The sequence below is a fragment of the Acinetobacter sp. YH12106 genome, from assembly GCF_013418995.1.
In the GTDB taxonomy this organism is placed as follows: Bacteria; Pseudomonadota; Gammaproteobacteria; order Pseudomonadales; family Moraxellaceae; genus Acinetobacter; species Acinetobacter pseudolwoffii.
Genome location: NZ_VPAV01000009.1, coordinates 56,583 through 69,778, shown reverse-complemented (window position 1 = coordinate 69,778; position 13,196 = coordinate 56,583). Strand labels below are relative to the sequence as shown.

General features: G+C 45.7%; 12 protein-coding genes. 8 read left to right on the top strand and 4 right to left on the bottom strand.

The window, feature by feature from the left end:
* The first annotated feature begins 9 nt into the window (after positions 1-9).
* The 6 genes from FTU45_RS09095 (at position 10) to FTU45_RS09070 (ending at position 7,491) form a co-directional block, all read left to right on the top strand.
* Positions 10-612 (top strand): phosphatase PAP2 family protein, encoded by a 603-nt coding sequence (locus FTU45_RS09095; protein WP_074383416.1) that lies wholly within the window; start codon positions 10-12, stop codon positions 610-612.
* 35 nt (positions 613-647) lie between these two features.
* Complete coding sequence (locus FTU45_RS09090; RefSeq protein ID WP_034608437.1) at positions 648-1,913, top strand: efflux RND transporter periplasmic adaptor subunit; 1,266 nt, start codon at positions 648-650, stop codon at positions 1,911-1,913.
* 13 nt (positions 1,914-1,926) lie between these two features.
* Positions 1,927-5,103 (top strand): efflux RND transporter permease subunit, encoded by a 3,177-nt coding sequence (locus FTU45_RS09085; RefSeq protein WP_005097783.1) that lies wholly within the window; start codon positions 1,927-1,929, stop codon positions 5,101-5,103.
* Positions 5,103-6,575: a multidrug efflux RND transporter AdeIJK outer membrane channel subunit AdeK gene (adeK, locus tag FTU45_RS09080; protein WP_005097784.1), complete on the top strand. Its 1,473-nt coding sequence runs from the start codon at positions 5,103-5,105 to the stop codon at positions 6,573-6,575. Before FTU45_RS09085 ends, adeK begins: the two co-directional genes overlap by 1 nt.
* 106 nt (positions 6,576-6,681) lie before the next feature.
* Entirely contained in the window at positions 6,682-7,038 is a 357-nt protein-coding gene (locus FTU45_RS09075; RefSeq protein WP_005097785.1) for a YbjQ family protein, read from the top strand.
* A 3-nt stretch (positions 7,039-7,041) separates the two neighbouring features.
* Positions 7,042-7,491: a YbjQ family protein gene (locus tag FTU45_RS09070; RefSeq protein WP_180076301.1), complete on the top strand. Its 450-nt coding sequence runs from the start codon at positions 7,042-7,044 to the stop codon at positions 7,489-7,491.
* Between the two features lie 350 nt (positions 7,492-7,841).
* Here the strand turns inward: FTU45_RS09070 and FTU45_RS09065 are convergent, their stop codons facing one another.
* Both FTU45_RS09065 and FTU45_RS09060 read right to left on the bottom strand, forming a co-directional pair.
* Positions 7,842-8,339, bottom strand: a complete 498-nt coding sequence (locus tag FTU45_RS09065; RefSeq protein ID WP_005097789.1) for a DUF2505 family protein — start codon at positions 8,337-8,339, stop codon at positions 7,842-7,844.
* A 147-nt stretch (positions 8,340-8,486) separates the two neighbouring features.
* Positions 8,487-8,762 carry a hypothetical protein gene (locus tag FTU45_RS09060; protein ID WP_180076300.1) on the bottom strand — a complete coding sequence of 92 codons (276 nt, stop codon included), beginning with the start codon at positions 8,760-8,762 and terminating at the stop codon, positions 8,487-8,489.
* Between the two features lie 170 nt (positions 8,763-8,932).
* Between FTU45_RS09060 and FTU45_RS09055 the strand changes: the two genes are divergently transcribed.
* Positions 8,933-9,817: an alpha/beta fold hydrolase gene (locus FTU45_RS09055; protein ID WP_180076299.1), complete on the top strand. Its 885-nt coding sequence runs from the start codon at positions 8,933-8,935 to the stop codon at positions 9,815-9,817.
* Between the two features lie 54 nt (positions 9,818-9,871).
* Here the strand turns inward: FTU45_RS09055 and FTU45_RS09050 are convergent, their stop codons facing one another.
* Positions 9,872-10,357 carry a hypothetical protein gene (locus tag FTU45_RS09050; protein WP_100534883.1) on the bottom strand — a complete coding sequence of 162 codons (486 nt, stop codon included), beginning with the start codon at positions 10,355-10,357 and terminating at the stop codon, positions 9,872-9,874.
* Positions 10,358-10,728: 371 nt separating this feature from the next.
* Here FTU45_RS09050 and FTU45_RS09045 point away from each other — a divergent pair, with 371 nt between their 5' ends.
* Positions 10,729-11,196: a GNAT family N-acetyltransferase gene (locus FTU45_RS09045; RefSeq protein WP_005097793.1), complete on the top strand. Its 468-nt coding sequence runs from the start codon at positions 10,729-10,731 to the stop codon at positions 11,194-11,196.
* Here the strand turns inward: FTU45_RS09045 and FTU45_RS09040 are convergent.
* Positions 11,193-12,995 carry a diguanylate cyclase gene (locus tag FTU45_RS09040; RefSeq protein ID WP_179999879.1) on the bottom strand — a complete coding sequence of 601 codons (1,803 nt, stop codon included), beginning with the start codon at positions 12,993-12,995 and terminating at the stop codon, positions 11,193-11,195. The genes FTU45_RS09045 and FTU45_RS09040 overlap by 4 nt on opposite strands.
* Positions 12,996-13,196: the final 201 nt, after the last annotated feature.

Genomic DNA, 13,196 nt, shown 5'->3' with positions numbered 1-13,196 from the left:
ATTTTTGGCATGCATTACTTGTTACTTTTTGTCGGTATTTTATTTTTAATTTTCAGTGTGTTCATCCTGAATATCCCTGCTTTAAGCAAGCTTGATTTGCACGCAGTGGAAAGGATGAGTCTGTATCGCACCGAGTTTTGGAATCGAATTACTCTGTCCTTATCAGTGATAGGTGGCATGCCATTTGTATTATTTTTATCCACACTATGGTGTATTGCCTTGCTGTGGTATAAAAAGCATACAAGCGTAATTTTTATATGTATCGGAATTATCGGAGGAATACTCCTAGCTTGGCTGTTAAAGTTTGCAATTGCCCGACCCCGACCACCAGAGTCCTTGCATCTGGTTGAAAGTTTTGGAAGTTCCTTTCCAAGTGCGCATAGTCTGTATGCGGCATGTCTGGCTTGTCTGGCAATTTACATGTATCGGCAACATTCTCGCTTTACCATCATCATGATCGGTGCAGGCTTATGGATGCTGATGATGGGGATTTCAAGAGTTTATCTAGGCGTACATTTTCCTTCAGATGTCATATCCGGCTGGAGTATCAGTTTTATTTGGATTTCGTTGTGGTATATGGTCTGGATCAGATATTGCGCGGCGCACAAATAAGAAAATTTAGATAAAGATCTAATAGAGGTGAAACAATGATGTCTGCAAAGCTTTGGGCACCTGCCCTGACTGCTTGCGCATTAGCAACAAGTCTTGCACTTGTTGGTTGTAGCAAAGATCCAAAAGAGGGCCAGCAAGCTGGTGCTCAACAACAGATGCCACCGACTGAAGTCGGTGTTCTTGTTGCACAACCACAAAGTGTAGAGCAGTCTGTAGAGCTCTCGGGTCGTACAACAGCATTTGAAATTTCAGAAGTACGTCCGCAAGCCAGTGGTGTGGTGCTTAAACGCTTGTTCACTGAAGGCAGTTATGTGCGTGAAGGTCAGGCTCTGTACGAAATCGATTCAAGCACCAACCGTGCGACCGTGGATAATGCTCGTGCAGCAATTGCCCGTGCTGAAGCCAATCTGGGTGTATTACGTGTGAAGGAAGGCCGTTACCGCCAGCTGGTTGGAACCAATGCCATTTCTAAACAAGAATATGATGACATCGTGGCACAGGTCAAACTGGCTGAAGCCGATCTGAATGCCAACCGTGCCACCTTGCGTAATGCCGAAATTAACTTGGGCTATTCGACTGTACGTGCACCGATCTCGGGCCAGACCAACCGTTCCTCTGTGACTGCGGGTGCATTAGTGACGGCGAATCAACCAGAGCCATTGGTTACCATTCAGCGTTTAGATCCAATTTATGTGGATATCAACCAGTCCAGTGCTGAGCTTTTACGTTTACGTCAGCAGCTCAACAAAGGCGATTTGAATAGCTCAAACAACACTAAAGTGAAGTTAAAGCTTGAAGATGGCAGCATCTACCCGATTGAAGGCCGTCTTGCATTTTCGGATGCCAGCGTAAATCCGGAAACAGGTACGGTGACTTTACGTGCGGTATTCCCGAACAAAAACCATTTACTCCTGCCAGGTATGTTTGCGACTGCGCAAATCGTACAGGGTGAAGTGCCCAATGCCTTCCTGATCCCACAAGCGGCGTTGACCCGTACTCCAACAGGTCAGGCAATGGCGATGCTGGTCGGTGCTGATGGTAAAGTAGCACCACGTCCAGTCACGACCACCGGCTCTCAAGGCAACAACTGGATTGTGACTGAAGGTCTGAATCCAGGTGATAAAGTGATTGTGGACGGGATTGCAAAAGTGAAACCTGAACAGCAAGTTGTAGCTAAACCTTATCAACCTCAAGCTGCTGCGCCACAAGGTGCTGCACCGCAACAGCCTGCAGCAAGCGAGAAAAAGGCAGATGATGCAAAGAAAGAACAACCTGAACAAAAACCTGCTGCAAATGCATAAGGAGTAATGGTTCATGGCTCAATTCTTTATTCATCGCCCGATTTTTGCATGGGTGATTGCATTGGTTATCATGCTGGCCGGTATTTTAACCATCAGCAAAATGCCAATTGCACAATATCCAACGATTGCTCCGCCAACCGTGACCATTTCTGCGACTTATCCAGGTGCATCTGCTGAAACTGTTGAAAATACAGTGACCCAGATCATCGAGCAGCAGATGAACGGTATGGATGGCTTACGTTATATTTCGTCTAACAGTGCGGGTAACGGTTCTTCTTCTATTTCCTTGAACTTTGACCAGGGTGTTGATCCTGATATCGCACAGGTTCAGGTTCAGAACAAATTACAGTCTGCCACTGCACTTCTTCCCGAAGATGTACAGCGTCAGGGTGTGCGTGTCACCAAATCCGGTGCCAGCTTCCTTCAGGTATTGGCTTTCTATTCACCTGATGGCAGCCTGACCGCCGATGACATCAAAGACTATGTCAACTCGAATATTTCTGAACCTTTAAGCCGTGTGGCCGGGGTTGGTGAAGTTCAGGTCTTTGGTGGCTCTTATGCGATGCGCATCTGGCTAGATCCGGCCAAAATGGCCAGCCTGCAAGTAACACCGAGCGATATTGCGACTGCAATTCGCACCCAGAACGCACAGGTTGCGGTGGGTCAGCTTGGTGGTGCTCCTGCAGTTGAAGGTCAAGTGCTGAATGCGACCGTAACGGCTCAAAGCCTGTTACAAACTCCGGAACAGTTCAGCAATATCTTCCTAAAAAATACCACTTCGGGCGCGCAAGTTCGTCTGGGTGATGTTGCACGGGTGGAACTCGGTGCAGATAACTATCAGTTTGATTCGAAATTTAATGGCAAACCGGCTGGTGGTGTGGCAATTAAACTTGCCACAGGTGCTAACGCGCTTGATACAGCAAAAGCGGTTGAAGAACGCTTAGAACAGTTACGTCCGAACTATCCGCAAGGCATGGTCGATCAACTGGCCTTTGATACAACACCATTTATTGAACTGTCGATCAAGAGCGTAGTCAAAACGCTGATCGAAGCGATTATCCTGGTGTTCCTGGTCATGTTCCTGTTCTTGCAGAACTGGCGTGCCACGATCATTCCAACCATGGCTGTTCCAGTGGTGGTATTGGGTACCTTTGCCGTGATTAACGTCTTCGGCTTCTCGATTAATACCCTGACCATGTTTGCCATGGTGCTGGCGATCGGTCTTCTGGTCGATGATGCCATTGTTGTGGTCGAGAACGTAGAACGGGTCATGGTGGAAGAGCATCTGGATCCGGTTTCTGCGACTGAAAAGTCGATGAAACAGATTTCTGGCGCACTGATTGGTATTACCTCGGTGCTGTCAGCAGTATTCGTTCCTATGGCATTCTTCGGTGGAACCACCGGGGTTATTTATCGTCAGTTCTCGATTACGCTGGTCACAGCAATGGTCTTGTCGCTGATAGTGGCATTAACCTTTACCCCTGCCCTGTGTGCGACCTTGCTGAAACAGCATGATCCGAACAAGCCGCAAAGTAACGGTATCTTTGCCCGCTTCTTCCGCTGGTTTAACCGCAGCTTTGACAATGTGGCGGTGAAATATCAGGGCGGCGTAAATCGCATGACCCACAGCAAGATTTTCTCAGGCATTGTCTATGCAGTAGTGCTGGGTGTTATCGTGCTGCTGTTCCAGAAACTGCCGTCTTCATTCCTGCCGGATGAAGATCAGGGTGTGGTTATGGCGCTGGTTCAGCTACCGCCAAATGCTACCCTGGAACGTACCGACAAAGTGGTCAACACCATGACCAACTATTTCTTGGAAAACGAGAAAGATCATGTCGAGTCGGTGTTTAGTGTGGCAGGTTTCTCCTTTACCGGTGTGGGACAAAACGCAGGTCTGGCCTTTATTAAACTGAAAGACTGGTCTGAACGTAACAGTCCGGAATCTCAGGTCGGTGCCATTATTCAACGTGGTATGGCGCTGAACATGATTGTCAAAGATGCCTCTTATATCATGCCATTGCAGCTTCCTGCGATGCCTGAACTGGGTGTGTCGGCTGGCTTCAACTTACAGCTCAAGGCTGCAAGTGGTCAAAGTCATGACCAGCTTCTGGCAGCACGTAATGCAATCCTGGGCATGGCAGCACAAGATTCGCGTCTGGCAGGTGTACGTCCAAACGGTCAGGAAGATACTCCTCAGTACCGTGTCATTGTGGATCATGCGCAAGCAGGTGCACTGGGTGTCAGCGTTGCCGAAATTAACAGTACTATGGGTATTGCTTGGGGCGGTTCGTACATCAATGACTTCATTGATCGCGGTCGGGTCAAGAAGGTATATGTTCAGGGTGAAGCTGGCTCACGTATGATGCCGGAAGATCTGGACCAGTGGTATGTGCGTAATAATCGCGGTGAAATGGTGCCTTTCTCGGCCTTTGCCACAGGCGAATGGACCTATGGTTCACCACGTCTTGAACGTTATAACGGCGTATCGTCGATGAACATTCAAGGTACACCGGCTCCGGGAATCAGTTCGGGTGATGCCATGGTGGCCATGGAAGAAATTGCGGCGAAGTTACCAGAAATGGGCTTAACCGGCTTTGACTTCGAATGGACCGGTCTGTCTTTGGAAGAACGTGAATCTGGTGCACAGGCGCCTTTCCTGTATGCCCTGTCACTCCTGATCGTATTCCTGTGCCTGGCAGCCCTGTATGAAAGCTGGTCGATTCCGTTCTCGGTTCTGCTGGTGGTGCCATTGGGTATCGTCGGTGCATTGCTCATGACTTATGGCGGGATGGTGCTGCTGCAAAACCCGAACCTGTCGAATAACATTTACTTCCAGGTGGCGATCATTGCCGTGATTGGTCTTTCTGCGAAAAATGCGATCTTGATCGTGGAATTTGCGAAAGAGCTACAAGAGCAAGGTGAAGATTTATTCGAAGCAACCTTGCATGCGGCGAAAATGCGTTTACGTCCAATTATCATGACCACTTTGGCCTTTGGTTTTGGTGTATTGCCGCTTGCCCTGGCTTCAGGTGCAGGTGCAGGTAGTCAGCACTCAGTCGGTTATGGTGTACTTGGTGGCGTGATCAGCTCGACCTTGTTAGGTATCTTCTTTATCCCGGTATTCTACGTGTGGATTCGAAGTATCTTTAAATACAAACCAAAACAACAAAATCAGGAGTATAAGTCGTAATGCAAAATGTATGGTCTATTACAGGTCGTAGCATTGCGGTATCTGCCCTTGCGCTTGCTTTGACAGCCTGTCAAAGCATGCGTGGTCCAGAGCCGGTTGCACAGGCAAATATCCCGAGCAGCTATACCAATGCGTCTGGTACTTCTGTAGCAGAACAAGGTTATAAAAACTTTTTTGCCGATCAGCGCCTGTTACAGGTGCTCGATCTGGCATTAAACAATAACCGTGATCTGCGCACTGCTGCCCTGAATATTCAACGCGCCCAGCAACAGTATCAGATTACTGAAAACAATCAGTTACCGACCATTGGTGCCAGTGGCAGCGTGTTACGTCAAGACACGGGCAGTAGCAATCCTCAAAGCCGCGGTGCTGTAACCACCTATAATGTAGGTCTGGGTGTAACCGCATTTGAGCTGGACTTTTGGGGGCGTGTACGTAGCTTAAGTGACAATGCACTGGATAACTTCCTGGCGACTCAAAGTGCGCGAGATGCGACGCAAATTGCACTGATTGGTCAGGTGTCTCAAGCCTGGCTCAGCTATTCATTTGCCAATGCCAATCTGGCTTTGGCTGAACAAACGCTAAAAGCACAGCTTGAATCGTTTAACCTGAACAAGAAACGTTTTGATGTCGGGATCGACAGCGAACTTCCTGTGCGTCAGGCCCAGATTTCCGTCGAAACGGCACGCAATGATGTCGCGAATTACCGCACTCAGGTGGCACAGGCACAAAACCTGTTAAACCTGCTGGTCGGTCAGCAAGTGCCTGCGACTTTATTGCCGGCACAACGCGTAACCCGCATCACATCCAATACGGCACTGGGTGCAGGCTTGCCAAGTGATCTGCTGATTAACCGTCCAGATGTACGCGCTGCCGAGTATCGTCTGTCTGCAGCGGGTGCCAATATTGCAGCAGCACGCGCACGCCTGTTCCCGACCATCAGTTTGACCGGTTCAGCAGGTTATGCATCGACCGATTTAGGCGATCTGTTTAAATCAGGCAGTTTTGGCTGGTCCTTTGGCCCAAGTCTGGATATTCCAATTTTCGATTGGGGTACCCGTCAGGCCAATATCCAGATTTCTGAAACCGATCAGCAAATTGCATTATCAGATTACGAAAAGTCGATTCAAGCCGCTTTTCGTGAAGTAAATGATGCGCTAGCAGTTCGCCAAAACATTGGTGATCGAATTGCTGCACAGCGCCGTCTAGTAGAAGCCACCAATACCACCTATCGCCTGTCGCAGGCACGTTTTCGCGCCGGGATTGACAGCTATCTGACGGTACTGGATGCACAGCGTGCCTCTTATGCCGCAGAACAAGGCTTGCTCTTGCTTGAACAGGCCAACTTGAACAATCAGGTTGAAGTCTACAAGACCCTCGGCGGAGGCTTAAAAGTCAATACCACGGATACCCTGCCGAATCAGCCGTCCGTGACTGAACAACGCCGCGCAGCAGAACAGCAGGCGAAATAGATTTAAAATAGAAAAAGAAAAGCTCACTTCGGTGGGCTTTTTTATTGCATTTTCAAGGCAGTTTTCCTATTGTCATAGACCAGCAATTTATTTAGAAAACATACGCATGTTACTTAGCAATCTGGAATCTGTACCGGGACATACTATTCGCCAACAAATTGATGTGGTTTATGGCAGTACGGTACGCAGCAAACATGTCGGGCGTGATTTACTCGCTGGCCTGAAAAATATTGTCGGGGGTGAGCTTACTGCTTATACCGAGCTGCTGGAAGAATCCCGTCAGGAAGCGATGAACCGGATGGTTGAAAAAGCCCGTAGCATGGGTGCCAATGCGATTGTCGGTATTCGTTTCTCGACCTCCAATATTGCCCAAGGCGCCTCTGAACTGTTTGTCTATGGAACGGCGGTCATTGTTGATCCAGTCATGCCAAAATTACCCGACCCTTTTCCACAGGCAGAATAATTCATGGACGGTTTAATTTTTCAGATCGTCATTTTTGTCATTCTGTTTAGCGTCGGTTTTGGCTTTGGTCGTTATAATGAACGCAAACATTTTCGTTATCTAGACGAACAGGAACAACGACTGGCTTATATCCAGGTCAACAACAGCCGCTTTATCTTATCTGAACATTCCGGACAGATGATCAGCAGTAATGTGGTCATTTCCCATGATTATTTTAAATACGCAATTGCCAATGTGCAGAACATGTTGGGAGGTCGTTTGACCAGCTATGAAAGCGTGGTAGAGCGGGCACGGCGTGAGGCAATTGTACGTTTAAAACTTGAAGCTGAAAAAATCGGAGCCATCCAGATTATGGGCATTCGGCTGAGCACTACGGAACTAGGCATGCAAGGCGGTATGGTCGAAGTCTTTGCTTATGGCACTGCAATTCAGCAGCCTATTTCATCAATCTAAAAATCGATATAAAAACAATAGTATGCAGATGGTTAGCTCATATTGCGCAGTACGTGCAGATAATTACTGAATGTGGATCAACTCGCTTATCGACTGGGGATGCAATATCATAGAAGAAGTGATTAAGCTCAAAGTTAGCGGCATAAATACAAATAATATGATGCCGTTTCTTCAGTCGATCAAACGGCACTCAATCCCATCTGTATTGCCTTATTATTTTTCTACGTCTTAAGCCGCATTGCTTAGAGAACGGCAGCAAGCTAAATGGCTATACATTGCCGAATTGACCGCCACCACCCAGCTTAAAAGTGCCCTTTTTAAATATTGGTGAACGAGATGGGTGCACTAATTCAGGCTGTTAGGCTCTTGCGTAATTCATCTTCAACGATACTGAGTTCAATTTCACTAAATTTACGAATCTCGCCTTCTGCATGCTTTTCCAGCATACCGCCGAGCAACGGCACTTTGACCTTTACTGTCCAGTTGAGCTGAAACTGGATCTGGTCTTCATCTCCAGTGACTGCACGCTGACAGGTCGCCTCGATCGGTAAATTTGCCCCGAGTTGTACCGTCGATGTCATTTGATTCAGATCGCTGATATCGGTACGCTGCAAACGGAATGCATCCTTGAGTAATTTTTTTGCCATATCCGGGATGTTGACATCCAGATTATAGGCACGTTTCAAGGTATACATATGCCCCTGCTTTTCCGAGACCAGTATTTCTAAATTTTGCGCAGGAATTCGATGACAGACTGCCTCATGCAAACGAATATCATTGGCCAGACGTTTAAATTCATCAATAGACACGCCATTGATAATTGCTTTCACAGTGAACTGATGTGCCATGCTATTTTTCCTTATTTTTATTGCATTATTCGCTTAGGTCACTCCGGACTATCGCAAATAAAACCAAACACAGAGATGATTCTGCAATTTATATCAACTTTATAGCATCTGTCATTATTCTTTTATCGGGAAATAGCGGCAATTCGGTCAATCTGTGCAAGATAGTTTTGCAGACAACTGTGTCTGGCCACAACTGATCTGTAGCTGCGCTGTGGCATAGTCAATCACGACATGAAATTCATCGGCGCCATCGTCTAAACCGGACACATACCATGTGGTTCCGTTTGGAAAATCCCGCAGCCAGTCTGCTTTATAAAAGTCTGAAACCGAATCAAACTGCACATACAGTTCAGACTGCGCTTCGATCTTCATTGCCAGAGCCATAAACTTCTGTAATTTCGCCTGCTGAAAATCAATAATCATACTATTCCCCCCTGTTTAGACATGATGATAGCGCAGCGATCTTCATATATGTTTAAAGGGTTCTTCTCGCTATACGACTGCCGAGTTTTGACATCTGGCCCATTATTGGATTAAACATAAGCTAGCGCACAAAAAACAAGATCTCATCCAATATAACGAAGGATATACTCATGGTGCAGGGAAAAATGCAGGTAGAAAGTGTCCAGTTTCTGGCAGAAGATGGTTATAGCTTAAGTGGCAAACTCTACCGTACACCGTCTGTGGCGAAGGCCAATATTGTCGTTGCCTGTGCGACGGGAGTACCGCAAGCGTTTTATCGCCGTTTTGCAGAATATGCAACTCATGCCGGTTTTCAGGTGCTGACCTTCGATTATCGAGGGGTGGCCGCTTCCGCACCGAAACAGCTCAAAGGCTTTAAAATGTCTTATCTGGACTGGGGAGAATATGACCTGAGTGCGGCAATTGAATATTTGGGCCGGACAGGACTGGATATTTATATGATTGGCCATTCCTATGGAGGTCAGGCATTAGGTCTGTGTAAACATCATGACCGCATCGAAGCGATGTACTGTTATGGCACAGGCGCCGGCTGGCATGGTTATATGCCACTCAAGGAAAAAATCAAGGTTCAGATGATCTGGAATATTGTTTTCCCTCCACTTGTAGCAATCACCGACTATTTGCCATGGAGCAAATTTAACATGGGTGCAGACTTGCCACGTGATGTCTATGATCAGTGGCGTAAGTGGTGCAAATATCCGACCTATTTCTTTGCCGATCCGGATTTGAAAGACTTACACACACGTTATGCTGCGGTAAGTACTCCGATTTATGCGGTTGCTGCTCTCGATGATACTTGGGCTCTGCCTAATTCCAGACATGCTTTTATGCAATATTACCGTCAAGCAAACGTGCATTATATTGATCTTAAAGCTGAAGATTATGGTTTAAAGGACATTGGTCATATGGGCTATTTCCGTCAGGGGGCAGAAAAAATCTGGCAAGATGCCTTAAATACCTTTTCCGAATTACATCGGCTTAAATATGCAGCCTGATGTTTAACGCCTATCGTCTCCTGCAAAACTTACAAGCTTCCTGAGCAGAGAGTATCAAGCACAATCTGACTGTAAAAGATCGGTACGAATTTCCTGACGATGCTCTTGGCCAAAACGGTCGACATGCGTATAAAACACGCCATAGCGGCCGACATAATATTCCAGTGACTGATGGTAAAAATTCCAGAAAATCGACCACTCCCCTAAATCCATCTGACGAATTTGTGTACTGCTTTGCATGGGCATTTTTTGCAAGATTTCCTGCTGTAACTGCTCTGCCTGTGCCCTGTCCTGAATAGGTACATGACGCTGAAAAAACAGCTGAGCCACATCATCAAACAGTTCCAGTTCATAAGCATCAACCAGATGCACCTGTTCCTCATGCGTGGTCATGACATGTTCTGAAATACTAGCAATTTGTTCAGGTTTTTCTGCACGCTGCGCAGAGAGATAAGACTGAGTTTTATAAATTTTCCGCCCCACGATCCAGGCAGCATTGAACAGCAAAAAAATACACAGCAAGAGCAACAATTTAAACATAGTAGATCATCTCGTGTGGCTGATTTTATTTTTATTACCGAGCACTTCATATTCATTTGAATAATGGCCTAACACCTAGCATACGTCTATTTTTTAGACAGTGCAAACTCCTGCACTATTTCGATGATGGCATCCTTGACTCGATTTTATGGGGATTTAAAGTAAGCACGGCGATTCTAGCAAAGCTTGCTGTAAATTTGAGCACCCGCTCCTGAGAAGCGTTGATTTTAGGAAATCAGATAAACAAAACCGACAGATCAGCAACATAAGTTATCTTCACCTACTGGTTTTTAAGAAAATCCTCTCAAAAAACTACAAGATTGTTATTTTGTTTCAACCTGCATTTCTCTTCCAATGAAGCCTTCCTGTAAATGTTCGAGAAAATGAATAACATGGTGATTCGTGAAGGGAAAATTCAGGATATACCTCAAATTATTCAGGTGATTCATGACAGTATTCAATCTTGTGTTTTAGATCATCAACGTGAGGACAGTCGCATCCAAAGCTGGCTGGAAAAATTTGATCACGCCAGCCTGATTGTCGATATGCTTTATAACGATTGTTGGGTTTGCCTTGTGCACGACAAAGTAGTCGGGTTTTTATTGGTCAGTGATACTGGAGAAATCCGGATGCATTATGTCGCCCCACATTGCCAGAGGCTTGGATTTGGCACCAAATTATTTAATCAAATGCATGCAGCATTAGTAGAGAAAAAAATCTATCAGATTGCAGTCAAGTCGACTCAAACAGCCCTCAGCTATTATCAGCGATGTGGATTTGATTCCAGCCCTGCACATTCACAAGATGATGGATCATATCTGTATAAATACGTTTTTTAATCCGCGCCCTGCTCAAAGTTTAATTGATCACGCCCGGTGTGTTTGGCCAGATACAGCTGCACATCTGCAGCTTTCATCAAGGCATGAATATCGGCATATTGATGTTGTGGGCTTATCCAAGCCGCGCCCACACTGACCGTGATCCAGGCTTTGCCATCCGGCCGGTTTAGATGTTCAAATTGTTGTTCCCGAACCTGCTGAATGACACGTTCCAGATATTGCAGGGCAACCGGAATCGGTATATCACCAAGCAGAATGGCAAATTCCTCCCCGCCATAACGCGCCAGATAACCCGATTGAGGCAAGCTGGCCTGAATCACCTTAACCAGGTTTTGTAGAATCTCATCACCCTTTAAATGGCCATAATGATCATTATAATTTTTAAAATAATCAACATCCAGCATGGCAAAAAGCAGTGTGGCATGTGAATGTTGCTGGCTTTGCAAAAACTTCTGCTGGATTTCACTATTTAAAGCACGCCGGTTAAAAGCACCGGTCAGCGCATCAATCTTCATCTGATGTTCCAGTTTGGCATTCAGTTGATGCAGTTGCTGGGTACGTTCTTTGACTTTTTGATCAAGCGAACTGTTGAGCTCGATGAGGTTAAAATTTAGCTGTTCTGTCTGATAAGTTTGATGCGCATAGTGTCTAGACTGCTGAAACATAATCAACAAGGCATATAAACTGGTGGAAATGAAAGACAAATGTGTGGTTTGAATAACATTAATCAGCAAGAGATAGTCATTTAAAAATGTCAGACACAAGAAAATAATGGCAAACAGATTCAGGCGTGAATACGGTTGCTTATCACGTAGGGTCTGATAAAACCCGTACATAAAATTCCCAATAATCACCAGACCATAAATCGCACTATAGAGCGCAAGACGTTCAAATAACTCGGGGGTAGAAAATAGCGTCACACTGATATTCAAAATCAATAAGACGATCGCAATATAATAAATCAGCGGTTTTAAATAGCGCTGATTAAACAGATGCATATAACTGAGGAAAAATAATACCGCCAGAAACGTAAACAGATACTCTAAACGTGTTCCCCATAACCAGTCGATATTGGTAAATACCGAATAGGCATAGGGCGCTGAAAACATATTATGCAGGGCCAGAAAGATAATAAAACAGCCAAACACAAAAATGCTTTTGCTATTACGCTCTTTCGATCCTCGAAATATTGAAAACAGGATATTGAAAACACCCACCCCGAGTACTGCGCCACAGGCCATGGCAATACTCATCATCAACTGCTGGAATTGACGATTGACTGTACCTGCGACCCCAATCTGCATTGGGCGTTCCAGCCCTCCATGCAAATGAGTGTAATTCGAGGCCTGAATGCTTAAGGTAATGTATTCACTGTCTGCAACGAAATAGCCAATCCGGGGGGCTTTTTCAGTGATCTGCTGTTCAGGTGTTTTACTGATTTGCCCAAGCCGGACAATAAACTCGCCATTTACATAGACCCGATAAGCGCCATATTGAGCAGGAATCCGAATGGCAATCCGGCGTCCGATAAATTCTTTAGGAATTTTATAATGGCTAATAAATGTGCCATAACCAATATTTGAGTTGGTCAGTATTTTAAAAGAAGCCGGCAATTCCACTGTTTTTGATAACAGTACGGAACTTGGCTGGACAATAAACTGGCTCGGATAAAATAACCATTTCCCCTGCAAAGGGCTGCTGCTGTGTTCGCTAAAATGAATTTCAGAGATATGATCACGGAACTGCTGCTGCACCCCGGGGGATGTGGCAGCGATCTGGGCAGATACTGAAGTGCTCATCAAGATGCCCCAGCTTATGGCCCAAACCCACATTACAAAATAGACATTCCTTATCACGTTTTGCAAAGACAGTAGTTTCCTGAAAAAGAGCTTTATTCTTCTTATAATCTACTTGGAATATCAGGGAGTTCAAATATTTTTTTGTAGTTTATCGGAAGAAGCCCCCAATACTGAGACTTCTCCCGATCAGCATTCACTCAT